General features: G+C 71.5%; 20 protein-coding genes and 1 pseudogene. 13 read left to right on the top strand and 8 right to left on the bottom strand.

Annotated features, from left to right (window positions below; all coding sequences use genetic code 11):
- Positions 1-4: 4 nt before the first annotated feature.
- The 3 genes from ACVW19_RS31305 to ACVW19_RS31295 are packed head-to-tail and all read right to left on the bottom strand — an operon-like array spanning position 5 to position 3,329.
- Positions 5-1,153 (bottom strand): acyl-CoA dehydrogenase family protein, encoded by a 1,149-nt coding sequence (locus tag ACVW19_RS31305; RefSeq protein WP_457463692.1) that lies wholly within the window; start codon positions 1,151-1,153, stop codon positions 5-7.
- Positions 1,150-2,175, bottom strand: a complete 1,026-nt coding sequence (locus ACVW19_RS31300) for an LLM class F420-dependent oxidoreductase (RefSeq protein ID WP_457463690.1) — start codon at positions 2,173-2,175, stop codon at positions 1,150-1,152. Before ACVW19_RS31300 ends, ACVW19_RS31305 begins: the two co-directional genes overlap by 4 nt.
- Positions 2,175-3,329, bottom strand: a complete 1,155-nt coding sequence (locus tag ACVW19_RS31295) for a CaiB/BaiF CoA transferase family protein (protein WP_457463688.1) — start codon at positions 3,327-3,329, stop codon at positions 2,175-2,177. Before ACVW19_RS31295 ends, ACVW19_RS31300 begins: the two co-directional genes overlap by 1 nt.
- Positions 3,330-3,590: 261 nt before the next feature.
- On the opposite strand from ACVW19_RS31295, the gene ACVW19_RS31290 reads away from it, so the two are divergent.
- The 4 genes from ACVW19_RS31290 (at position 3,591) to ACVW19_RS31275 (ending at position 7,445) form a co-directional block, all read left to right on the top strand.
- The gene (locus ACVW19_RS31290; RefSeq protein WP_457463687.1) at positions 3,591-4,448 is read left to right on the top strand and encodes a TetR family transcriptional regulator; all 858 of its coding nucleotides are present in this window, start codon (positions 3,591-3,593) and stop codon (positions 4,446-4,448) included.
- Complete coding sequence (locus tag ACVW19_RS31285) at positions 4,445-4,954, top strand: DUF4334 domain-containing protein (RefSeq protein WP_457463685.1); 510 nt, start codon at positions 4,445-4,447, stop codon at positions 4,952-4,954. Before ACVW19_RS31290 ends, ACVW19_RS31285 begins: the two co-directional genes overlap by 4 nt.
- Positions 4,951-6,042 carry an NAD(P)-dependent alcohol dehydrogenase gene (locus ACVW19_RS31280; RefSeq protein WP_457463683.1) on the top strand — a complete coding sequence of 364 codons (1,092 nt, stop codon included), beginning with the start codon at positions 4,951-4,953 and terminating at the stop codon, positions 6,040-6,042. The genes ACVW19_RS31285 and ACVW19_RS31280 overlap by 4 nt, the downstream gene beginning before the upstream one ends.
- A gap of 206 nt (positions 6,043-6,248) precedes the next feature.
- Entirely contained in the window at positions 6,249-7,445 is a 1,197-nt protein-coding gene (locus tag ACVW19_RS31275) for a TetR/AcrR family transcriptional regulator (protein WP_457463681.1), read from the top strand.
- A gap of 125 nt (positions 7,446-7,570) precedes the next feature.
- Here the strand turns inward: ACVW19_RS31275 and ACVW19_RS31270 are convergent, their stop codons facing one another.
- Together ACVW19_RS31270 and ACVW19_RS31265 are read right to left on the bottom strand one after the other, a co-directional pair.
- Positions 7,571-8,770 (bottom strand): oxygenase MpaB family protein, encoded by a 1,200-nt coding sequence (locus ACVW19_RS31270; RefSeq protein ID WP_457463679.1) that lies wholly within the window; start codon positions 8,768-8,770, stop codon positions 7,571-7,573.
- A 901-nt stretch (positions 8,771-9,671) separates the two neighbouring features.
- Positions 9,672-10,490 (bottom strand): DeoR/GlpR family DNA-binding transcription regulator, encoded by an 819-nt coding sequence (locus ACVW19_RS31265; protein ID WP_457463678.1) that lies wholly within the window; start codon positions 10,488-10,490, stop codon positions 9,672-9,674.
- A 287-nt stretch (positions 10,491-10,777) separates the two neighbouring features.
- On the opposite strand from ACVW19_RS31265, the gene ACVW19_RS31260 reads away from it, so the two are divergent.
- From ACVW19_RS31260 to ACVW19_RS31225, 8 genes are all read left to right on the top strand, one after another.
- Complete coding sequence (locus ACVW19_RS31260) at positions 10,778-11,836, top strand: ABC transporter substrate-binding protein (RefSeq protein WP_457463677.1); 1,059 nt, start codon at positions 10,778-10,780, stop codon at positions 11,834-11,836.
- A 32-nt stretch (positions 11,837-11,868) separates the two neighbouring features.
- A complete protein-coding gene (locus ACVW19_RS31255; protein ID WP_457463676.1) occupies positions 11,869-12,711 on the top strand; it encodes an ATP-binding cassette domain-containing protein in 843 nt (280 codons plus the stop codon).
- Positions 12,708-13,958, top strand: a complete 1,251-nt coding sequence (locus ACVW19_RS31250; RefSeq protein WP_457463674.1) for a sugar ABC transporter permease — start codon at positions 12,708-12,710, stop codon at positions 13,956-13,958. Before ACVW19_RS31255 ends, ACVW19_RS31250 begins: the two co-directional genes overlap by 4 nt.
- A gap of 4 nt (positions 13,959-13,962) precedes the next feature.
- The gene (locus ACVW19_RS31245; RefSeq protein ID WP_457463672.1) at positions 13,963-15,474 is read left to right on the top strand and encodes an FGGY family carbohydrate kinase; all 1,512 of its coding nucleotides are present in this window, start codon (positions 13,963-13,965) and stop codon (positions 15,472-15,474) included.
- Positions 15,471-16,967, top strand: coding sequence for an FGGY-family carbohydrate kinase (locus ACVW19_RS31240; protein WP_457463670.1), 1,497 nt, complete (start codon positions 15,471-15,473; stop codon positions 16,965-16,967). Before ACVW19_RS31245 ends, ACVW19_RS31240 begins: the two co-directional genes overlap by 4 nt.
- The gene (locus ACVW19_RS31235; protein ID WP_457463669.1) at positions 16,964-17,587 is read left to right on the top strand and encodes a histidine phosphatase family protein; all 624 of its coding nucleotides are present in this window, start codon (positions 16,964-16,966) and stop codon (positions 17,585-17,587) included. The genes ACVW19_RS31240 and ACVW19_RS31235 overlap by 4 nt, the downstream gene beginning before the upstream one ends.
- Positions 17,584-18,618, top strand: coding sequence for a 2-hydroxyacid dehydrogenase (locus ACVW19_RS31230; RefSeq protein WP_457463667.1), 1,035 nt, complete (start codon positions 17,584-17,586; stop codon positions 18,616-18,618). Before ACVW19_RS31235 ends, ACVW19_RS31230 begins: the two co-directional genes overlap by 4 nt.
- Positions 18,619-18,743: 125 nt before the next feature.
- A complete protein-coding gene (locus ACVW19_RS31225; RefSeq protein WP_457463665.1) occupies positions 18,744-19,913 on the top strand; it encodes a hypothetical protein in 1,170 nt (389 codons plus the stop codon).
- Positions 19,914-20,020: 107 nt separating this feature from the next.
- On the opposite strand, the gene ACVW19_RS31220 is transcribed toward ACVW19_RS31225, so the two are convergent.
- The 3 genes from ACVW19_RS31220 to ACVW19_RS31210 all read right to left on the bottom strand — a co-directional run bounded on the left by ACVW19_RS31220 (position 20,021) and on the right by ACVW19_RS31210 (position 22,625).
- Positions 20,021-20,173, bottom strand: a complete 153-nt coding sequence (locus tag ACVW19_RS31220) for a hypothetical protein (RefSeq protein WP_457463663.1) — start codon at positions 20,171-20,173, stop codon at positions 20,021-20,023.
- Between the two features lie 583 nt (positions 20,174-20,756).
- Positions 20,757-20,999 (bottom strand): DUF5302 domain-containing protein, encoded by a 243-nt coding sequence (locus ACVW19_RS31215; RefSeq protein ID WP_457463661.1) that lies wholly within the window; start codon positions 20,997-20,999, stop codon positions 20,757-20,759.
- A 210-nt stretch (positions 21,000-21,209) separates the two neighbouring features.
- Positions 21,210-22,625 carry a DEAD/DEAH box helicase gene (locus tag ACVW19_RS31210; protein WP_457463660.1) on the bottom strand — a complete coding sequence of 472 codons (1,416 nt, stop codon included), beginning with the start codon at positions 22,623-22,625 and terminating at the stop codon, positions 21,210-21,212.
- Positions 22,626-22,863: 238 nt separating this feature from the next.
- On the opposite strand from ACVW19_RS31210, the pseudogene ACVW19_RS31205 reads away from it, so the two are divergent.
- Positions 22,864-23,565: pseudogene (locus tag ACVW19_RS31205) on the top strand (transposase); the annotation flags it as partial.
- Positions 23,566-23,590: the final 25 nt, after the last annotated feature.

Here is a 23,590-nt window from a genome sequence, read left to right as displayed (position 1 = left end):
GCGCTCAGCGCAGCAGCGAGCGGCCGATGATCTCCTTCATGATTTCGGTGGTGCCGCCGTAGATGGTCTGGACACGGCTGTCGAGAAACGCCCGGGCCACCCGGAACTCGCTCATGTAGCCGTATCCGCCGTGCAGTTGAAGACAGCGGTCGACGATCCGCTTCTGCAGTTCGGTGGCCCACCACTTGGCCATCGAGGCGTGCGCGGCGTCGAGCCGGCCCTGGCTGTGCTCGGCGACGCAGCGGTCCACGAAGGTCCGGGTGACCGCGGTCTCGGTGGCCATCTCGGCGATCTCGAAGCGGATGTGCTGGAGGCGGGCCAGCGGTCCGCCGAACGCCTCGCGCTCCTTCACGTACCGCATGGTGACGTCCAGGATCTCCTCGGCCGCGGCGGCGGCGCCGACCGCGATGGCCAGCCGCTCCTGGGCGAGGTTGCCCATGAGGTGGGCGAAGGCCTGGTTCTCCTCGCCCAGCAGGTTCTCCTTGGGGACGCGCACGTCGTTGAAGAACAGCTCGGCGGTGTCCTGGGCCTTCTGGCCGATCTTGTCGAGGTTGCGGCCGCGTTCGAAGCCCTCCGTGCCGCGCTCGACGACGAGCAGGCTCTGCCCGCCGCTTCCGCCCTCGGGGGTGGTGCGGGCGACCACGACGACGAGGTCGGCGAGGATGCCGTTGGAGATGAAGGTCTTCGCGCCGTTGAGCAGGTAGTGGTCGCCCCGGTCGGTGGCGGTGGTGCGGATGCCCTGCAGGTCGGAACCGGCGCCGGGTTCCGTCATGGCGATGGCGGTGACGATGTCGCCGGAGGTGAAACCGGGCAGCCAGCGGCGTTTCTGCTCCTCGTCGGCGAGCCGGGTCAGGTACGGGCCGACGATGTCGTTGTGCAGACTCAGGGCCGGCCCGGAGGCGCCGGCGCGGGCCAACTCCTCGATGAGGACGGCGCTGTACCGGAAGTCGTCGGCGCCCCCGCCGCCGTACTCCTCGTCGACGGCGAGGCCGAGCAGGCCCTGGCGGCCCGCCGAGCGCCACACCTGGCGGTCGACGACGCCGTCCTCCTCCCAGCGTTCGTGGTGCGGGGCGACCTCCTTGGCGAGGAAGGTCCGCACCGTCTCGCGGAAGGCCTCGTGGTCGGGGTCGTACAGGGTGCGTTCCAGGGTCACAGCCAACTCCTCACGCGCTCGATCAGCCGAGCGGGGTCGGGACCGACGGGGGTGACGTTGAGCATGGTCACGCCCGCCTCGCGGAAGACCTCGACGCGGTCGCGGACGTAGCCCTCGGGGCCGGCCAGGCAGAGCCGTTCCAGCAGCTCGGCCGGTACGGCGGCCTCCGCGTCCTCCTTGCGGCCCGCGAGGTAGTGCTCCTGGATGGCGGCCGCGGCGGACTCGTAACCGTAGGAGCAGACCAGGTCGTGGTAGAAGTTGCGGCCGGGCGCGCCCATGCCGCCCACGTAGAGGGCGACGGTGGGGCGCATCAGGTCACGGACGGCCTCGGCGTCGTCGCCGATGGCCAGCGGGCCGCCCGCCACGACCGAGAGCGGGCCGAGCGCGGGGTCGCGCCGTGCGGCGCCCTCGGCCAGGGACCGGCCCCAGACCTCGGCGGCGTGCTCGGGGACGTAGAGGAACGGCAGCCATCCGTCGGCGATCTCGGCGGCCATCCGGACGTTGGCCGGGCCCAGCGCCGCGAGGTAGACCGGGATGGCGTCGCGGACCGGGTGGTTCAGCAGCTTCAGCGGTTTGCCGAGGGTGCCTCCCTTCTCGGGCGGCAGGGGCAGGTCGGTGATGCCGTGGTGTTCGATCACCTCGCGCCGCCAGATGCGCCGGGACAGCTCGATCACCTCGCGGCTGCGGCCCAGCGGGCGGTCGTAGCGGCGGCCGTGCCAGCCCTCGACGACCTGGGGTCCGGAGGCGCCGACGCCGAGGAGGGCGCGGCCGCCGGTGAGGGCGTCGAGTCCGGCCGCGGTCTGGGCGATCAGCGCGGGAGTGCGCGAGTAGACGTTGAGGACGGCCGAGCCGATCCGCATCCGCCCGGTCTTCCCCGCGAGGTATCCCATGATCGTCGGGGAGTCGAAGCCATATGCCTCGGCCACCCAGACGGCGTCGAGGCCCGCGGACTCCAGGGCGGCGGCCCGGTCCGCGGCGGCGCGCGGATCGCCGGCGTACGCCAGGGGTGAGGACAGTTCCATCAGCAGTGGCCCTTCAGCAGTTCGGGTACGCCCCAGTCGCGGGCCACATCGGGGGTGTGCGCGCCGGGGACCGCCGGGGGGAGCCGGAGGGTGCCGGGGGTGTCGGAGAAACGGGGGGCGGGAGCGGGCTGGGTGATGCCGTACGCCTCGGTGTAGGTGCCACGTCCGGTCAGGTGCCGATGGCCGGCCGCTTCGTGCAGCGAGAGCACGGGCGCGACGCAGGCGTCGGTGCCTTCGAAGACGGCCGTCCACTCCTCGCGGGTGGCGGTCTTGAACCGGGTGGTGAACACGGCCCGCAGCTCGGGCCAGTTGCGCGGGTCGGCGCGGTCCGGCAGGTCCTCGCCGTCCAGGCCCAGCAGGGAGACGAACACCGCGTGGAACTGCGGTTCCAGAGCGCCGACCGCCATCCAGCCGCCGTCGGCGGTCTCGTAGACGCCGTAGTGGGGGCAGCCGCCGTCGAGCAGGTTGCGGCCGCGGGCGTCCTGCCAGGTGCCCTCGGCGAGCATGCCCCAGAACACGGCGGTGAGGTGTGCGGTGCCGTCCACGATCGCGGCGTCCACCACCTGGCCGCGGCCGGTGGTGCGGGCGGTGAGCAGCGCGGCGAGGACGCCGGTGGTCAGGTAGAGGGAACCGCCCGCGTAGTCGCCGAGCAGGTTGACAGGGAAAACGGGTGGTCCGTCCGGCGCGCCGATCATGGACAGGGCGCCGGCGGTGGCGATGTAGCCGATGTCGTGTCCGGCCAGGGACGCGAGGGGTCCTCGCTGGCCCCAACCGGTCATCCGGCCGTACACCAGCGCGGGGTTGACGGCCGTGCACTCCTCGGGGCCGACCCCGAGCCGCTCCGCGACACCGGGTCGGTACCCCTCCACCAGGATCTCAGCGCGCGCCGCCAACGCCCGTACCGTTCCCGGCCCTTCGGGCGACTTGAGGTCGACCACGACGGAGCGCTTGTTGCGGTTGGTCACGTCGTGGGCGGGATCACCGCCGAGCGGCGAGGGGCCGGGGCGGTCCACGCGCACCACGTCGGCGCCCAGGTCGGCGAGCAGCATCGCGGCGAACGGACCGGGACCGATCCCCGCCAGCTCGACCACGCGCACGCCGTCCAGCGGGCCCGCCACGTCGCGGCCGGGAAGGTCGGTGGAGTACTGGCTCATGGGTTCCTTTCTCGGTGCGAGGCGGGCTCACCGCCATCAACCGGGGGACTTACTGAGCGTTCGCTAAAACGTAGGAGCATGACGCAGGTCGGTCAACTCCCCGTGCAGTACTTGTTTTTGTGGATCGACACCGGGAAAGTGGCATCAGGTCAGCCGCCGGAGGCCAGGCTTTCCTGATCGATCGCTAAGTAGCCGGGAGGGGGTGTGTCGGACTCACGGCCGTACGTTGTCGCCGATCGCCGCCCGCCCCGAGGAGAGTCGTTGAACACCGCGCCGAGCCAGGACACCACGCCTCCAGCGGAGCACTGGCGCTCCTACGGACCGCTCGACCTGCACCCGATCCTGATGCACGCCGTGGAGGCCTTCAACGAACAGGGCCACCACGGCACTTCGGTCCGGGACATCGCCGGCCGGATCGGCGTCACCGTGCCCGCGCTGCACTACCGCTACGAGAACAAGCAGGCTCTGCCGGCCACGTTGCTGGAGACGTCCGTCAAGGACGTCCTGGACCGCTGCCGGGCCGCGGCCGGGGAGGCAGGGGACGATCCGCCGGCGCGATTCTGCGGCATGGTCGAGTCGATCGTGCTCTCCATGGCCCACCGCCGGCAGCCGGCCTTTCTGGACACCGAGATCCGCAGCCTGGAGCCCCGGAACCGGGCGCGCTACGTCGCCCTGCGCGACCATCTCGAGCACATGCTGCCGGACACGGTCGAGGCGGGCCGCGCCCAGGGCGTGTTCACCACGCCGATCCCGGCCGGCGCGGTGCGTTCGGTGCTCGTCATGTGCCAGGGGGTCGCCGACTGGTTCCGCGAGGACGGCCCGCTCACCGCGGAGGAGGCCGCCGAACGCCACGTGCTGCTGATCCTCGGCACCGCGGGCCACCCCGGCGCGGTCACCGGCGACCCTCCGCTGCCGTTCCCACGATGCCCCTCCCTCGTGCGGACCTCCGCCCCCGGGGTTCCGCTCCGCGCACCTCCCGGTGACGCGGCGGGGTACCGCGCTCCCGCCGGGCCGCGCCGGTCGGCAGCGGTCGGGGCGGCCGTCTCCTCCGTATTCCGCACCGGCAACAACCCGACCACTTCTACGGAGTCAGCACCGACGAGAGGACACCCCGCATGAACGTGTTCGAGGCCCGCGCCCGGTTCCAGGAGCTCCGGGAGAAGGACGGCCTGGTCGACCCCCTCGAACTCGACCAGATCTGGGCGGCGTTGGCGACCGTCCGCCCCGAGGGCATCCTCGGTGAGTGGAAGGGTGGCGAGTTCCGCACCGGTCACCCCCTCAACGGCACGCTGGAGAAGGCCGGCTGGTACGGCAAGACGTTCGCCGCCGTGCACGACGCCAAGCCGCTGATCTGCCGAGACGCGACGGGCGAGCTGTACTCCAACCGCGAGCTCGGCAAGGGCGAGGCCAGCCTGTGGACCGTCGAGTTCCGCGGTGAGTCGACGGCCACCATGGTCTATGACGGCCAGCCGGTCTTCGACCACTTCAAGCAGGTGGACGACACCACGCTGATGGGGATCATGAACGTCAAGGGGGTCCCCGCCGAGGGCCCCTTCTTCTACTTCTTCCTCGAGCGCGTTCCCGAGACCCCGCACGGGGACCCGCGTGCCGGAGAGGGCTCGTGAGGCGCGTCCGCGCCGCGGTCACCGAGGCGCCCGGCGCCCCGTTCACCATCCGGGACGCGGACCTCGAGGACCCACGGCCGTGCGAGGTGCTGGTGAGGATGACCGCGGTCGGCATCTGTCACACCGACCTGGGGATGCGGGACACCTGGCCCCGGCAGCTCACCCCGATGGTCTTCGGCCACGAGGGCGCCGGCCGGGTCGAGGCGGTGGGCGCGGAGGCGACCGGCGTCGCGCCGGGGGACCATGTCTGCCTGACCTTCGCCAGGTGCGGCGCCTGTGAGCAGTGCGCGGCGGGCCACCCGGCCTACTGCCACGCCGCGCAGGCCCTGAACCTCTCCGGTGGACGCGCCGACGGCACCACTCCGCTCTCCGTCGACGGCACACCGCTCCACGCCTGCTTCTTCGGCCAGTCCAGCTTCGCCACGCACGCCGTCGTCCACGAACGCGGCGTGGTCAAGGTGCCCTCCGACCTGCCGGCCGCGGTCGCCGCGCCGCTGGGCTGCAGCGGCCAGACGGGCGCGGGCACCGTGCTCAACCGGCTGCGCACCGAACCAGGCTCCTCGCTGGTCGTCCTGGGCGCGGGCGGGGTCGGTCTGAGCGCGCTGATGGCCGCGGTGGCCGTGGGCTGCGACCCGGTGGTGGCCGTCGACCCGGTCGCCTCCCGCCGTGTCCTGGCCACCGAACTCGGCGCCAGGGCGACCCTGGCCCCCGGGGACGGTCTGGTGGCGGCGCTGCGCGACCTCACCGGCGGTGGCGCGCACCACGTTGTGGAGACCACCGGCCGTCCGGAGATGGCCCGCCGGGCCGTCGGCGCGCTGCGCCCGCGCGGCGAACTCGCCCTCCTGGGCCTCGGCGGTGAGGTGACGTTCGACGTGATGGGCCTGCTCGCCAAGGGCGTCCGTGTCCACGGGGTGATCGAGGGAGACTCCGACCCCGGCCGCTTCGTCCCCGAGCTGATCGGCCTGCACAGGCGTGGCCTCTTCCCGCTCGAAGCGCTGGTCACCACGTTCCCGTTCGAGGACATCGGCGCGGCCGTGGCCGCCATGGGGGACGGCAGCGTGGTCAAGCCGGTCCTCACCTTCACCTGACCGGCCGCTCCGGGCACCGGGAACGGCGGTGCCGGACGGGGTGTCCCCGCCGGAATGCCGACAGTCTCCCGCCGCGCCGGCAGTCGGCACGAGCCGTTCACGTCGCGGGACAGGAAATCACCCGGGAAGTGACCCGGGAGTCGTGTCCTGTGCGGCCCGCACCGAGGGAGCCCTGCCCCCTGACGGCGTGTGATTGACTGATTCGCATGGCTCCCGCCTCCCCATCCGCCCGTTCGGCCGCGACCGCCGATCCGACCGCGGGCACGCGGCCCCGCAACCGCAAGCAGCTCATCGTCGACGCGGCCGGGCGGGTCTTCAGCGAGCGCGGCTACCACAAGGCGTCCATGGAGGAGGTCGCCGCCGACGTGGGTATCACCGCGGCTGCCCTGTACCGGCACTTCCCGAACAAGTACGCGCTGTTCGCCGAGTGCGCCCACGTCATGGTGGACGGACTGGTCGCCGCGCTCGACGAGGTGCCGTCCGGGGCGACCTTGACGGAGGTGCTCACCGCCATCACCCGGGTCACCATCGCTCATCGCGCCTCGGGCGGCGTGTACCGATGGGAGGCCCGGTACCTCAACTGTGAGGACCGCCGACGTCTCGGGGTGAAGTTCGGTCGCCTCGTCGTGCGGGTCGACGAGGCAGTGCAGCGCGAGCACCCGCTGCCCGACGAGCGTCTGCGGGCCATGGCGGCCCTCGGCGCAATCGGGTCCATCACGATGCATCACACCTCCATCGCCCAGCGCCGGGCCGAGGACCTGCTGCTGGCGTCCGCACTGCGCGTGGCCGCGACTGATCCAGCGGCGGGCCGGCTGGGCGCACACCCCGTCGAGCTACCCGTCCGGCCGGTGCCGCGCACACGCTGCGCGGAGATCCTCGCGGCCTCCGTCCCGCTGTTCGCACGGGACGGATTCGCCAATGTCACGAACGGGCAGATCGCGGAGGTGGTGGGACTGACCCCGTCCGCGCTCTACCGCCATTACCCCGGCAAAATAGACATCCTGGCCGCGGCATGCCTCCAGGCGGCGGGACTGCTGGCCCAGGGGGTGGAGCAGAGTCTGCACGAGGTGACCGACCCGCACGACGTCATCGTCGCTCTGGCGGCGACGTATGTGGCCTACAGCTTCGAGTACACCGAGCTCAACAGCGTTGCGGAGGCCGAGCTCGCCGGCTTGCCGGCCGACCTGCGGCGGCCCTTGGTCCTCGCGCAGCGCGATCACATCGCCGTCTGGGAGCAGCAGTTGCGGCTGGCCCGTCCGGAGCTGGACCCGCGCCAGGCCCGGGTGCTGGTGCACGCGGGGTTCGGCGTGGTGGTCGAGGCGGGACGCCGACTGCGGTGGCAGGACTGCCCTGACCATCGTGAGGCCGTGACCGCTCTGGTCGTGGGCGCTCTGGGTCTCTGAACGGCCGTCGGAACCGGCAGCGACGAGGCACCGCGTCGTGCAGCGCCTCGTGCGAGAGTCACCCTGATGCCCGCCCCTCGGCCCATCTGCCGCGGGGCGGGCACAGGTGGGATCGGACCGACGGCTCAACCGGCCCTGTTTCCGGTGGGGATCGTGATGGGGGTGGTGGTCGCGGAGGAGCCCTTGTTGAGGAACAGCATGGCCAGGGCGCGCACGAACTGGTCGAACATGTAGAAGGTGCCGGGCATGACGGGCGACAGCCCCTCACGGAACAGGATGTACGCCGGCCATGCGGTGCGGACCAGGGCCGCCGACGCGTGGTCGCGTTTCAGCCCCAGCCAGTCGCCGACCTGGTCGCTGAGGACGTAGCGCACGAACTCGTTGAGGAACCCGCGCGTGACGCCGAGGTCGATCTGTGCGGTCAGGCCGAGCAGTTCCTCGGCCAGTTCGATGCCCTCGGTCGACGGGGTGAGGATCGGGGTGAGCACCTGCGCCGACTGCTCCTCGGCGGCCGCCCATGTCCGGGGGATGTGCTCGTACGGCACACCGAGCAGGGCGACGGCGACCTGCCACGAGTGCAGGAACGCCTCCTGGTCCGCGGCCGGGAACGGGATCTTCCAGTCGAGCAGCTTTCTGTACACGTAGGTACCCAGGCTGTGGAAGGTGACCAGGATGTCGGCGGCGCTGACCGGGATGGTCTCGTCGGCGACCGCCCGCCAGTGCGGCGACTGCGGCAGCAGGTGACGCACCGCGGCGTGCACCACGCGCGTCTTGTTGGCGGTGACGACGAACTGTCCCGTCGGCTTGAAGGCTCCCAGCTGGGACAGGTCGTAGCCGAACGTGAACGTCTTGGCCGCGCGGTCCTGCATGTCGGCGCCGCCCGCGGACCAGTAGACGCTTTTGGCCTCGCGCGGAATCACGGTGCTCATGATTCCGCTGCCGAGGCCGTACAGCATGAAGAGGTACGTGTCCCTGCGCCGGTTGAAGTCGCCGGCGCGGGCCAGCTTGGCGGGGTCTGCCCAGGAGGGCAGCTGGTTGACCTGCCGCAGGTATGCGGCGAATTCGGCCGGCAGGCCGCTGGGCAGCGGGTGGTTGTTGTTCACCCACGACGCCCATGCGGTGTTGATCGCCGGAACGTGTCCGTTCTCGAGCATCGAAGCCATCAGAGGGTCCGCCGCGTCGTCCCAGACCCACTCCGGACCGGTCCCCGCGGCGGCTCCGGTCACCGAGCCTGTCGACGCCCACGCCTGGACGGGGTTCGCCACGCCCACGAGGCCGAGTGCGACACCGAGCGACAGGGCCTTTCGCCTGCTGAGGTTCTCCATTGACTTACCTGCTTCCCTGATGGGCCAGATGGTTCCAGGTGCCTTCGCAGACTTGCCAGTTGCGCGACCAGTGCGTGACAAACCTTGTCGCACAGATGTGATTTTCGATTAACATAGCGAGGTGCGTTGCTGTCGGCAACGGTGGTGACCGAGGGCTCGTCGCCCATGTCGGTCCACGGTCCGCCAGTCCCTCTCCGGCACGGCGTCCGGCAGCTTCCCGGCATCCGCGCTCCGCCCGCCGGTGACGGAGTGGCTCGGGGCAGCCCTCGACGGGCCGTCACGTCCTGCGCGCGGCCGGGAGGCGACGTGTCCCGGAACCGCGTCGGTCACTCGGGACGGCTCCCCCGCTCAGCCGTCGCTCCGCACACCCACAGACCGGTGTCACGCCACTGCCCGGCGGTGTGTTGCGAACGGCGGGAACCGTATGAGCCCTTGAGCTCAGGCCCGGCAAAGGCCCCGAGGCCGCCCCCTCTGCCGGATCATGCGTTGCACCACCGCAGCCGATCGCCTCGTCTCCCGCCTCGCCACGGCCGTACGCCGCCGGACTCCCCCGGAGGCCCTGCCCGCACCGGGCAGGGTTCCTCCATGACCGCTGCGGGCTGTGGGACTGCGGCCACCGGAACATCCGGTATCGAACCGGCACGAGGAGCCGGCCAACCCGGTCCGCCGGCGCGCCGCCTCCGGAGGCCTCCCTTGTCGTAGGCGTCCCGCCGGAGAGTCCTCGGCGGGGGCGAGAGTCGAGCCGGCGGTTCCGGTCCGGCCGGTGGTGCGCGCGCTCCAGACGCATATCGGCCACGTGGTACGCGGCCGGCCGGACTGTGGCGCGGGCGACGATGTCGGCGACCGTCCCCGACACGGCCCGCGGTCCGGTGCCGGTACCGATGCCGGTGTCGGATGCCGGCTACGGCCGCGGCTGTTCCGGGCGGGTCACGAGGACCTCGACGCCGTCGGCCTGGAGGGCGTCGAGGTCGGAAGCCGGGATACCGGAGTCGACAATGACGAGGTCGAAGGCGGTCACGGGGGCCAGCTGGTAGAGGCCGCGACGGCGGAACTTCGTGTGGTCGACCAGGAGGATCTTGCGTGCACAGGCGTCCATCAGGGCCCGCTTCACCGCCACCGTCTCCTGCGACTGGTGGTAGCAGTGGCCACGGGTGATGGCGGTCGTGGAGGCGAAGAGCGTGTCGGCGCTGAGACTGGTCACGGCGTCCACGGTGCGCAGGCCGAGGAAGGCGTCGTAGGCGGGGTAGTAGGTGCCGCCCAGGGAGATGAGCTCGATGCCCGGGCTGTCAGCCAGCGCCTGGGTGACGGGGCCGAAGTTGGTGATGACGGTCAACGGGGCATGCCGGTCCAGGAGACGGGTGAGCGCCAGAGCCGTCGTACTGTCGTCGATGACGACCGCTTGCCCGGGCTTGACCAGAGGCAGGGCAGCGCGGGCGATGGCGTCCTTCTCCGCCGTCATGGCGCGGGCGCGGTGGCGGACGTCGCCGTGGAAGGCGGTCGAAGGCTGAGCGGTCGCGCCCCCGCGGACCTTTCTCAGCCAGCCCCGGTCCTGCAGGTAGTCGAGGTCCCGGCGGATGGTCATGGTGGTCACGCCCAGCTCGTCGGCCAGCTGATCGATCCGGACGAACCCCCTGTCCACGACGCGGCCTTTGATCCGCTCCCTCCGTTCGCGGGGTTTCCTGCCGCTCGTGTCGGCCGGCTGCCGGTCCTCTGCTCCCATAAAAGCCCCTGTTCATTTCCTGTGAAGTGAACATCGCCGGACCTGCCCCCTTTACCTCGTTCGTCACTCCTTCCGGAGAGGCCGCCCGCGCGCCTGTCGACGCTGTCTCCGCGCTTCGCAACGATGACCATCGGCCGGACTCCGCATCTCGGACCCCGCGCGCCGAGCGAACATCGAAGGGTGGAGAAGCAATACGGCAATTGTTCAATTACTGCGGTCCGTTGACACAAATGAAACATCTGAGTTTCCTGAACGTTGCCCTCAGTGTCCACGAGCAGGGAGTCGACATGAGAAGACCGGCACGTCTTGCTCTCACCGGGATCCTCGCCGTGGGCACGCTCGTATCGTGCGCGGAGGAACCCGCCACGACCGGCGCCGGCGGCGTGGGCAAGGTCGCCTTCCTGATGCCCGACCTCGCCTCCACCCGGTACGAACAGTACGACGCCCCGCTGTTCAAGAAGCGCATGCGTGCGCTCTGCCAGGAGTGCAAGGTCATCTACCAGAACGCCGACAGCGACGCGTCGTTGCAGCAACAGCAGGCCAACTCCGCGATGGCGCAGGGCGCCAAGGTCATCGTGCTGGACCCGGTCGACTCCGACTCGGCGTCCACCATTGTGCAGATGGCACATTCCCAGGGCGTCAAGGTGATCGCCTACGACCGCCCGGTGTCCAAGAAGCCCGCGGACTTCTATGTCTCGTTCGACAACGAGGCGATCGGCGAATCCATCGGCCGGTCGCTGGTCGACCATCTCAGGGAGACGGGAGCGAAGGGCGGGCTGCTCCAGGTCAACGGCTCTCCGACCGACGCCGCTGCCGGGCTGATCAAGAAGGGCATCCACAAGGCTGTCGACGACAGCGGGTTCGACCTGCTCGCCGAGTACGACACCCCGGACTGGTCACCGGAGAAGGCCCAGCAGTGGGTGAGCGGGCAGATCGCCCAGTACCCCGGCCGGATCGCCGGTGTGGTGGCCGCCAACGACGGCACCGGGGGCGGGACGATCGCGGCCTTCAAGGGAGCCGAGGTGAAGGTCCCTCCGGTCACCGGCAACGACGCCGAGTTGGCGGCGGTCCAGCGCGTCGTCTCGGGCGACCAGTACAACACCATCTCCAAGCCCATCAAGACGGTCGCAAAGGCGGCGGCGGAGGCCGCCCATCAGCTGATGAAGGGGGAGACGCCCGAGGCGGACTCGACGCTCTTCGACACGCCTTCGCAGCTGTTCGAACCGACGGTGGTGACGCGGGAGAACCTCAAGGAGGTCGTCTTCGGCCCCGATGGGGTGCTCAAGGCCGAGGACGTCTGCACCCGCCCGTACGCCGACGACTGCCGGCGTCTGGGCATCGAGTAGCGGCGTCCCGTCCCGAGTGAGAGAGGGTGCCCATGGCAGGATCCGCGATCCCCGGAACGGCCCCCGTCACGCCCCCTGGAAGCGACGGGACCGGCGTGCTGTCGCTGAGAGGTGTGAGCAAGCAGTTCGGCGCGGTCGCCGCGCTCAGCGGGATCGACCTCGATGTCGCGGCCGGTGAGGTGGTCGCCGTGGTCGGGGACAACGGCGCCGGAAAGTCCACCCTCGTGAAGATCCTGTCGGGGGTGTACGCCCCCGACGCGGGGACGGTCTCCTTCCACGGCAGGGAGGTCTCGTTCGATTCTCCGAGCGCCGCGCACGCGCTGGGCATCGCCACGGTCTACCAGGACCTGGCACTGTGCGAGAACCTCGACGTCAGGGCGAACCTCTTCCTCGGCCGGGAGCTCCGGCCCTGGATGCTGGACGACGTCGCCATGGAGAAGCGGTCCCGGGAACTGCTGCGTGAGCTGCGGGCCAGGATTCCCACGCTCGACGTCCCGGTGGCCGCTCTCTCGGGCGGCCAACGGCAGACGGTGGCGATCGCCCGGGCTCTGCTCGGCCGGCCGGAGGTCGTCCTGCTCGACGAACCGACGGCCGCCCTCGGTGTCGCGCAGACCGCCGAGGTGCTCGACCTCATCGAGCGGCTGAAGAGCAACGGGCTCGGCGTCGTCATGATCAGCCACAACATGGAGGACGTCCGGGCGGTCGCCGACCGGGTCGCCGTGCTCCGGCTCGGCCGCAACAACGGTGTGTTCGACGCCCGGGAGGTCTCCTCCGAAGAGGTCGTCGCCGCGATCACCGGCGCCGCCGACAACGCCGTTTCGCAGCGTGCCGCGCGCCGCGCGGCCATCTCTCGGGAAGAGGAGGGACAACCGTGACCTCTCTCGGTTCTCCGGTGGCGGCGGCCCACGACCGGCAGGACGGGCCTCCGGCGGCACGGCACGGTTTCCGCGACAGCGTCCGAGGTGCGGTCCGCCGGGCCCGGCACGGCGACCTGGGCATGCTGCCGGTCGTCGCCGGTGTCGTGGTGATCTGGACGATCTTCCAGTCGCTGAACCGGACCTTCCTGTCCAGCACCAACCTGGTGAACCTGGCCTTCGACATGGTGTCCCTGGGAGTGATCGCACTCGGCATCGTGTGCGTCCTGCTGGTCGGCCAGATCGACCTGTCGGTCGGCTCCATGAGCGGTGTCGCCGCCGCGACCACGGGCGTGGTGATGGTCCGTCACGAGCAGTCGGTGTGGCTGGCGGTCCTGGTGGCGGCCGGCGTCGGCGCGCTGAGCGGCTGGCTCTACGGGCAGGTGCTCAACCGCTTCGGTGTGCCCAGCTTCGTCGCCACCCTGGGCGGCCTGCTGGCTTTCCTCGGCGCCCAACTCTGGCTCCTGCGGGGCCAGAACGCCATCAACCTGCCCTACGACTCCGCCCTGGTGAAGTTCGCCCAGGTGTGGTTCGTCCCTGATGCGCTGGCCTACGCCTTCATGCTCCTGGCGGCCGGCGGCTTCCTCGCCGTCGGCCTGGCCCGTGCCCGCAGTCGCCGCCGCGCCGGGCTGTCGTCCGTCTCGCCGCGGTGGCTGACGGTGCGGTCCCTCGCACTGGCGGCGGCGCTGCTGTTCGCGGTGTACTACCTGAACCGCACCCGCGGTGTGCCGTGGATGTTCGTGCTCTTCGTCGCCCTGGTCCTGGTCCTGCACTACGTCCTCACCCGGACCCGAATCGGCCGGTCCCTGTACGCGGTGGGCGGCAACGCGGAGGCGGCCCGCAGGGCCGGGATCGACGTACGCGCCGTGTACACCACGGCGTTCGTCATGTGTTCCACACTCGCCGCGACCGGTGGGGTCCTGGCAGCCGCCCGTCTCGCGGCGGCCAACCAGAGCACCGGCACCGCGGACGTGAACCTCAACGCCATCGCCGCCGCGGTGATCGGCGGGACCAGCCTCTTCGGTGGCCGTGGTTCCGCCTTCGCCGCCCTGCTCGGCGTCCTCGTCATCCAGTCGATCTCCAGCGGGCTCACCCTGCTCAATCTCGATTCCTCGTACCGCTTCGTCATCACGGGCTGCGTGCTGCTGGTCGCCGTCGCCCTGGACTCCGCCGCCCGCCGCTCGCGGCAGGCACACGGAAGGGGCTGAGGGCATGACGTCGCTGGCCATCGACGCCGGCACCACCACGGTCAAGGTCGTCGGATACGGCTCGGACGGAACGGAACTGACCGTCAGTCACCGGCCGACCCAGGTGCTCAGGACCCGGCCGGGCTGGGCGGAGCAGGACATGGGCCACGTCTGGGGGGCGGTCGCCTCCGCCACCCGCGAAGTCGTGGCCGCGCTGCCCGAGCCGCCCGAGCTGGTCGCCGTCACCGGGCAGGGCGACGGGGCATGGCTCGTCGACGAGCGGGGCCGCCCCACCGGGCCCGCCGTGCTGTGGAACGACGGACGGGCCGCCGGCCTGGTCACCGGATGGGAGCGCGACGGCACCCTGGAGCAGGCCTTCAGGATCTGCGGCTCCCGGCTGTCCACCGGCATGCCCAACGCCGTACTGGCCTGGATGCGGAAGCACACCCCGGACCGGCCGCGCCGCTCCCGCCACCTGCTGACCTGCGGCGGCTGGATCTTCCTGAAGCTCACCGGGGAAGCGGCCGTGGACGAGTCCGAGGCATCGGCACCCTTCCTGGACATCGGGCGACGCACCTGGTCCGAGAGACTGTTCGAGCTGTACGGCGTGGAGTGGGCCCGTGACCTGCTGCCCCCGCTCCGGGACGACGACCACCGGGTGACCGCGCTCAGCACCACCGCCACCGCCGAGACGGGGCTGCCCGCGGGCATACCGGTGGTGCTGGCGCCCTACGACATCTGCGCCACCGCCATCGGCTCCGGCGCGGTCAGCACCGGCCGGGCCTGCACCGTGCTCGGCACCACGCTGTCCACCGAGGTCGTCACCGACTCCGCCGACTGTGTGCTCACCGACGAGCCGGTGGGCATCACCGTCACCCTGGGCGTCCCCGGACACTATCTGCGCGCCTTCCCCACCATGAGCGGCGGCGACATGCTGCACTGGGGCGCACGGCTTCTCGGGCTCGCCTCGGTCACCGACCTGATGGCCCTGGCCGAGCGCGGCGCCGACAACACGGCCGGAGTACGGTTCCTGCCCTACGTCTCCTCGGCCGGGGAACGCGCCCCGTTCTTCGACCCGGCAGCCCGCGGTTCCCTGTCCGGCCTGTCCCTGGACAGCGGCCGGGAGGACGTGGCCCGCGCGGTCGTGGAGGGCGTCACCATGGCCGTCCGCGACTGCCTCGCCGCGTCCGCGGCCACCCCGGAGCTGTTGACCCTCAGCGGCGGCGGCGCCCGGAGCGCGTACTGGACGCGGCTGATCGCGGATGTCGTCGGCCTGCCGGTGGCGATCCCCGCCGACACGGAGACCGGGGCCCGCGGTGCCTGGCTGACCGGCATGGTCGCGACCGGCCGCGAGCCGGACTTCGCCACCGCGGCCGCCCGGCACGTGCGGATCTCCGCCACCCTCGAGCCGGACCCCGCCAAGGGCGGGGCCCTGGACGAGCGCTATGCGGAGTTCCTGCGGTTGCGGGAGCTGCACCGCCCGATCTGGGCGCTCGGCCGCGGCGGCACGGGCCCCGGCGGCGGAGCCGGCGCGTGACCGGCGCCGGCCCGGACGCGTGGCTGGGCATCGACCTGGGCACGCAGGGAGTCCGCGCGGTCGCCGTGGCCTCGGACGGCCGGCTGCTCGGCACGGGGTCGTCGCCGCTGACCAGTCACCGGCGGGGCGAACGCCATGAACAGGACCCGGAACAGTGGTGGCGTGCGGTCAGCTCGGCCGTCGGGCAGACCTGCGCCACGGGCGCCGACCCGCGTCGCATCCGGGCCGTGGCCGTCGACGCGACCTCCGGAACCCTCACACTGACCGACCGGCACGGCAGGTGTGTAGCCCCCGGCCTCATGTACGACGACGGCCGCGCCACCGTGGAGACGGAGCAGGTCAACGCGCTCGGCGAACAGCAGTGGGCCAAGTCCGGCTACCGGCGGATGCAGCGTTCCTGGGGGCTTCCCAAGCTCCGCTGGCTGCTCGACCGGTACCCGAACGCGCTGACGGACGGCTGGCGCCTCGCCCACCAGAACGACGTGGTCAACCGCAGGCTCGTCGGGCACGAGGTACCCACCGACACCAGCAACGCCCTCAAGTCCGGGGCCGACGCCGCGGCGGTGGCCTGGCCCGGACACGTCTTCGCCGCGCTGGGGATCCCCACCGGGGTCCTGCCCGGCCTGGTGATGCCCGGCACCGTGATCGGCGAGGTCTGCGCCGGTGCCGCGGCGGAGTGCGGGCTCGTCCCGGGAACTCCCGTGGTCGCCGGAATGACCGACGGCTGTGCGGCCCAACTGGGCTCCGGGGCGACCGCGGTCGGCAGCTGGAACTCGGTCCTCGGCACCACGCTCGTCCTCAAGGGGGTCACCGAGGACCTGCTGCACGACCCGAACGGTGTCGTCTACTCCCACCGCTCGCCCTCCGGCCACTGGCTGCCCGGAGGTGCCTCCAGCACCGGTGCGGGCCTGGTCGCCCGGGAGTTCGCCGGCGCGGCACTGGACCGGCTGACCGACGAGGCGGCGCCTCTGCTGCCCACCGGGCTGCTGCGCTATCCGCTGGTCTCGCCCGGGGAGCGATTCCCCTTCGTCGCCCCGGACGCCGTCGCGTTCAGCAGCCGGGAACCGGCGGACCGCGCCGAGGACTTCGCCGCGCTGATGCAGGGCGTCGCGTACCTCGAACGCCTCTGCTTCGACTATCTGGACCTGCTCGGCGCCCCCACCGACGGGACCGTCGTCCTCACCGGCGGCGCGACCCGCAACCCGGTGTGGAACCAGCTCCGCGCCGATGTGCTGCGCCGGCCCCTGTCCCTGCCCCGCCGTGCCCAGCCCGCACTCGGCATGGCCGTACTCGCCGCCTCTGCCTGCGGGGCTCCGGGCGGTCTGGACGGTGCCGCCGCCGCGATGGTGCGGCCCGACCGGGTCCTGGAGCCGCGGTCCGCGCATCGGTCCGCCCATGACGAGGGCTACGCCCGACTGCTCGATCTGCTGGTCCAGCGTGGCTGGCTGCCCGAGGCCGTCTCGGCCCACGCACGAGAAAGGACCGCACCGTGAGCCTCCATGTTTTCCTCGTCCGGCACGGAGAGAGCGTCTGGCATGACGAGAACCGCTATGCCGGGGTCACCGACATCGATCTCTCCGAGCACGGCCACGCCCAGGCCGCCCGGCTCGCTTCCTGGGCGGGGCGGGCGGATCTCACGGCGGTCTGGTCCTCCCCGTTGCGACGCTGCCGGCAGACCGCGGAGGGGAGCGCGGCCCGCGCCGGTCTGCCACTGATGGTCGAACCACGGCTGCGCGAACTCGATTTCGGCATCGCCGAGGGGATGACCCGCGCCGAGATGCGGGAGCGCCTGCCCGGCGTGCTCAAGGCCTTCGAGGCCGACCCGGTCGGCAGCCACTTCCCAGAGGGAGAGGATCCCGTCGCCGTCGGCGAACGCTACGCCGACTTCCTCGCCGGCCTGCGGGCCGGTCACCGGGAGGGACGTGTTCTCGTCGTGGCCCACTCCACCGCGATCCGGCTCACCCTCTGCCGACTGCTCGGTCTCCCGCTGCGGGACTACCGCGGCATTTTCCCCCATCTGGCCAACTGCGCGTTGAACGAACTGATCCTCCACGACGGCACACCCTCGCTGCTGGCGCTGAACCAGCACGTGACCCCAGGAGTACCCGAGTGACCACGATCCTCGCGGCCGGCGACCACTTCGTCCGCAGCTCCCTGTTCACCGACCGCCTCCGGCCGGTCGCACCCGACGCCACCTTCCGTGAACTCACCCTGCCCTGGCCCGTAGAGCCCTTCGGCGCGGTGGCCGAGGTCCACGAGGCCTCCGGTACCGAGGACCAGCTCATCGAGGCGCTGGACGGTGTGGACATCTGCGTCACCCAGATGGCACCGCTGACGGAACGGGTCCTCGACGCGAGCCCCGGGCTCCGCCTGTTCTGCGTCGGCCGGGGCGGCCCGGTCAACGCCAATCTCGCGGCGGCCACCCGGCACGGCGTCGCGGTCACCTTCGCCCCCGGCCGCAACGCCGCCGCCACCGCCGAGCACACGGTCGCCCTGATGCTGGCGGCCGCCCGCCGCGTCCCCGCCGCCCACCAGGACCTCACCGCAGGCGTCTGGCGGGGCGACTACTACCGCTACGACAGCGTCGGCCCCGAACTGGAGGGCAGTACGGTCGGCATCGTGGGACACGGCGCCGTCGGCTCCCGGGTGGCCCGCATCGTCCGCGGATTCGGCGCCCGTGTCCTGGTCGCCGACCCGTACGCCGACGCGGCCGACCTGGCCCCGGCGGACCGGGTGGACCTCCCCGAACTCATGCGCCGCTCCTCCTTCGTCACCGTGCACGCCCGGGCCACACCGAAGACCGAAGGGCTGCTCTCCCGCGAACTGATCGGGCTCATGCCTCCCGGCGGCGTACTCGTCAACTGCGCCCGCGGCTCCCTGCTCGACTACGACGCCGTCTGCGACGCCCTGGACGAGGGCCGGCTCTTCGGCGCCGCCTTCGACGTCTTCCCCGAGGAACCGCTCCCGGCCGGCTCCCGGCTGCGGCGCACCCCCAACGTCGTCATGACCCCGCATCTGGCCGGCGCCGGCAAGCAGACCGCCCACAACGCGTCGGCCCTCGTGGCCGGTGAGGTCGCCCGGTTCCTGGCCAGCCGCGCCCCGGCCCACTGCGCCAACCCGGAGGTGCTGCGGACCCGGTCCTGACCGGCACACGAAGAGTTCCCCCGGCTCGGCCACCACCGGTCCGCCCCGTGCTCACCCCTCACCCGTCGGACGTCGCGGGGCGCTCCGGTGAAGCCCGACTCACGATCTCGTGGAAAGGACATCGCGTGCGCGACAAGCTCCGGACGTTCAGATCCGTTCTCCTCACCGGAATCAGCGTCCCCGCCCTCCTCCTCGCCGCCCCCTCCCCCGGCATCGCCGCCGCGGGCGTCCCCGACGGCCGACATCCCGGACTGCCCTCCTCCGTGTACGGCGGCGCCTGGCCGACCAGCCATGTGCAAGGCGTGACCGTGGACCGCAGACGCGGTTTCGTCTACTGGTCGTTCACCCAGAAGCTGGTCAAGACCGACCTCGGCGGCAAGGTCGTCGGGACCGTCGAGGGCCTCACCGGCCACCTCGGTGACATCGACGTCGACGACCGGAGCGGCAGGGTCTACGGATCGCTCGAGTACAAGGCGGCAAAATCGTTCTACATCGCCGTCTTCGACGGCCGCGAGATCGACCGGGTCGGGATGAACGCCGAACGGGACGGCGTCATGACCGCGGTCCATCTCCACGAGGTGGCGGCGGACTTCACCGCCGACATGGACGGCAACGGAGTCTTCGACGGGGACACCGCCGACACCCCCGACCACCGCTACGGATGCAGCGGCATCGACGGCGTGTCGTTCGGCCCCGGGTTCGGCAGGCGGGGCGGCAAGCAGACGCTGAAGGTCGCGTACGGCATCTACTCCCACACCGGCCGGACCGACAACGACCACCAGGTGATCCTGGAGTACGACATCGGCTCCTGGGGCGGGTACGCGCGACCGCTCTCCCAGGACGCCCCGCACCACAGCGGCCCCGAGCACCACGACGGCAAGTTCTTCGTCCACACCGGCAACACCACCTACGGCGTGCAGAACCTCCAGTACGACCCGTACACCAGGAACTGGATCATGGCGGTCTACAAGGGCAAGAAGGAGGGCTTCCCCAACTACTCCTTCTTCACCGTCGACGGCTCCGCCGAGCCGGTGCGCGGCGAGATCAAGGGACAGCCCGCCCCCGAGACCGGTAGTCTCCTCACCCTCCGCGAGGCCGGTCTGCGCGACGACGCGACCGGCATCCGCGGCTGGGAGTTCCACGGCAGCTACGGGTTCGACGCGTTGGGCGACGGACGTTACTACGTGGCGGAGGGCCGGGCCGTGGAGGAGGACGGTGTCCTCAAGCAGGAGGGCGAGGTCCGTCTGCACCGCTGGACGGGCGGGACTCCGGGGCCGTTCGAACCCCTCGGCTGACGCTACCCCGCCGGGCCGGCCGGGTCGGACCACGGGACGTCACGCGGTGCGTACAGCTGCTGTCGGTACTGACCCGGGCCCCCAACGAGTGGCTGTGACCAGCACTTTCACAACAGACCCCAGCCGTGGGCGGCCAGCAGGTCCGCGAGGGAGTCGGTGTTGCGGGCGGTGGCCGCGACCCTGTCGCCGCGCTCCAGGGCCGCCTGCGCGAACTCGCTGCCGAAGCCGCGGGAGGAACGGGTGACGCAGCGGCGGTGCACCCGCCGAGATGTTGCACCAGACCGAGCAGCGTCCACTCGGGGCAGCTCGGCACCCGCACGTGGAGGCTGGGCACGAAGGTGACCGCGGCCGGGAACACGACCGACCGTGCGTCGATCAGCCGCAGCAGAACGGGGCAGCAGATGTCCTTGGCCACGCCGGATGCCCACTGTCAGGCCCGGACAACCGCCGTCGACCTCCACAGCGGGACAGCGGGCGCGCGGCACCGGCCGCGTGCCCTCGGACGAGGCAGTTCCCTCATCCCGGAATGACCAGTGATCCGGACGGCTCCGGTGGTGACGCCGGCTGCGGTGGCCGGACGCGCCGGCGTCGCACCGGGCCGTCAGCCACGTCCTGGCCACCGGGCAACGTCGGCGGCCGGACGTCCTGGCCGGAATTCCAGCGCGGCGGCGCCACCGACCCGCGCCGACCGCAGCTGAACCCTTCCCACAGGCGGGACCGCCGGCCACGCCTCGCCCGCAACGCGCACAGGGGTACGCGCACGTTGCGGGCCACTGCACGGGGCGCGCGAGTGGGTGGCGCTCAGAGTGCCGGTTGAGCGGCCAGCTCGCGGGACTGATCGACTCAGCCGCCGCTCTTGCGCCTGAACGACCGCTGGCTCGCAGCCGGGCCGTGCGCCGCACGCACCTTCGACGCATTCGGGTTGGCGGCACCATCGGCCGCGGCCGCCTGCGCACCGCGCTTGCGCGCCAGGGCTTCGCGGAACTTGCGCTTGAGGTCGTAGTTGCCGTCGCCGTCCGGCGCCAGGGAAGACGTCTCGGGGGCAGCCGACTCCGAACCTTCCGTGGATACGTGCTCTGCGGTCATGGTGACCTCCTGGGTTCGGGGGTGGACAGGCACAGCTTGTCATGCCGGGCGTAGTGCGGGCGCCGTCAACATCATCCTGCTCCGTTCCGGCGGGTGCCCCTCTCGCGGCCGAGGGCGTTCGCTTCGCAGGTGAGGCGCAGGACGTGCTGCGGGCCGGGCCGCGGGTCGTCGATCCCGTGGCCAGGACGTTCACTGCCAGGGCAACGCCTCTCAGCCGTTGCGACGCACGAGGGCGGCCTTGCGGGCCTCGGCGAGCTTGCGGGCCTCACCGGCCTTTCGGGACTTGCCGCCGGCGCCGCGGGAGGTGTCCTTGCTGGTGCCGAGGCCGCGGAAGGGAGCGTTGGTGTTCTTGGGCCGGGGAACGGCGGGCCCGCCGTCGAGCGGGGTCCCGGAGGGAGCCTTGGCGCCGGTGATCCGGCTCAGCTCCGCCTCGCCCGAGCGCACCTTGGTGACGGTCGGCTCGATGCCGGCCCCGGCCATCATTCGGCTCGTCTCGCGGCGCTGGCCCGCCAGCACGAGCGTGACCACGCTGCCGGACTCACCGGCGCGGGCGGTGCGGCCCGCCCGGTGCACGTAGTCCTTGGGGTCGGTGGGCGGGTCGACGTTGACCACGAGATCGAGGTCGTCGACGTGCAGGCCACGGGCCGCGACGTTGGTCGCCACCAGAACGGTGATCTGGCCGTTCTTGAACTGCGCCAGGGTCCGTGTGCGCTGTGGCTGGGACTTGCCGCTGTGCAGGGCCCCGGCGTGCACCCCGCTGGCCCGCAGATGCCGGGTGAGCTGGTCGACGGCGTGCTTGGTGTCGAGGAACAGCAGTACGCGGCCGTCGCGGGCGGCGATCTCCGTGGTGACGGCGTAGCGGTCGGGGCCGTGGACGACCAGAACGTGGTGTTCCATCGTCGTGACCGTGCCCGCGGACGGGTCGACCGAGTGGACGACGGGGTCGTGGAGGTAGCGGCGGACCAGCTGATCGACGTCGCGATCGAGAGTGGCCGAGAAGAGCATCCGCTGACCGTCGGGGTGCACCTGGTCGAGCACGTCGACAACCTGCGGCAGGAATCCCAAGTCGCACATCTGGTCGGCCTCGTCCAGCACGGTGATCCTCACCCGTCCCAGGCGGCAGGCGTTGCGCGCGATCAGGTCGTGCAGGCGTCCGGGGGTGGCGACGACCACCTCGGCTCCCTGGCGCAGCTCGGCGACCTGCCGGCCGATCGACATGCCGCCGACGACCGTGGCCATCCGCAGCCGCAGCGCCTCGGCGTACGGCGCCAGCGCCTGGGTGACCTGTTGGGCCAGCTCCCGGGTGGGCACAAGGACCAGAGCGAGGGGCTGCTTCGGTTCGGCGCGCCGCCCGGCCGTACGTGTCAGCAGCGGCAGGCCGAAGGCGAGCGTCTTGCCCGATCCGGTGCGCCCGCGCCCCAGGACGTCGCGCCCCTCCAGGGCATCGGGCAGTGTGGCGGCCTGGATCGGAAAGGGTTCGCGCACTCCGAGTCCGCTCAGTGTCCGCAGCACCTCCACCGGCAGTTCCAGACCGGCGAAGGAGACGGCCGGGGGCAGCGCCGGGGTCGTGGCCTCGGGCTGGGCGGGACCGCCGTGAGCGATGCCGGAGTCATCGGGATGCTTCATGAACAGCCTTCCGCAGAGGAACGTACCGAGGAAGGCCCGGCAGGATTGAACAGCCCACGCACAAGCGGAACCGAACAGGCAGAATCGCCCACCGCGACGACCACGCAAACACATGAGATTAACACAAGGCATATTGATCCAAAACGGTTCGGATTCTGGGTCGTTGGTGGGGTGTGAGCAATCCGGCTCTGTTCCGTAGCCGGTGGTGACGCTGCGCCCCTGCCTGCAGCCATGGGGCATGGGTGACGTCAACTCCCTTGCAGATGTCGCGTTTTATGGCCTGTCGGCACTGGTTGTGAGGAGGTGACGGATGACGGTGAGACAGTCCGGGCCACAGCCCGGACCCGGGATGTCCCGGCGCTCTGCCCGATATGCGGTGCGCCGACGGTGAAGGCGCACGGGTCTCACCGCCGGACGGTGGCAGACGTGTCGGCGGACGGCCGCCGGGTCCAGATCCGTGTCCTGACCCGGAGACCGGCCTGCCCGGTCCCGGGCTGCCGTCGGCAGACCTTCCGCGAGCAGATCCCCGGGCTGCCGGGACGCCACCGACGCCGCACCACGCGCCCGGCCGGACAGATGTCCGCGGTCGTCAAGGAGTCATGCGACCGAGCAGCCGCCCGCCCGCCCGGCCACTGGCCGTGCTCCTGCCCTGCGCCACGGCCCTGCGCCTGCTGCGGCGTGCCCACACACACCGCGGGCGCCCGCCCCGAAGGTGATCGGGGTCGACGACGTCGCCCTGCGCCGCCGCCATTACGCCACCGTGACCATCGACGCGCGGACCGGCGAGCACATCGAGGTACTCCCCGACCGCAAGGCCGCCACCCAGGAAGCCCGGCTGCGTGAACTTCCCGACGCCGAGGTCGTGTGCCGGGACGGATCGGCCACCTACACCGAGACGACCCGCCGGGCACTACCGAACGCGGTGCAGGTCAAGGCCCGGGGCAGCCCGTGCACCAGGCCACGGA

Source organism: Streptomyces sp. TE5632 (genome assembly GCF_054061295.1).
The sequence above is the reverse complement of the archived record's forward strand: the minus strand, read 5'-3'. Positions and strand labels throughout refer to the sequence as shown.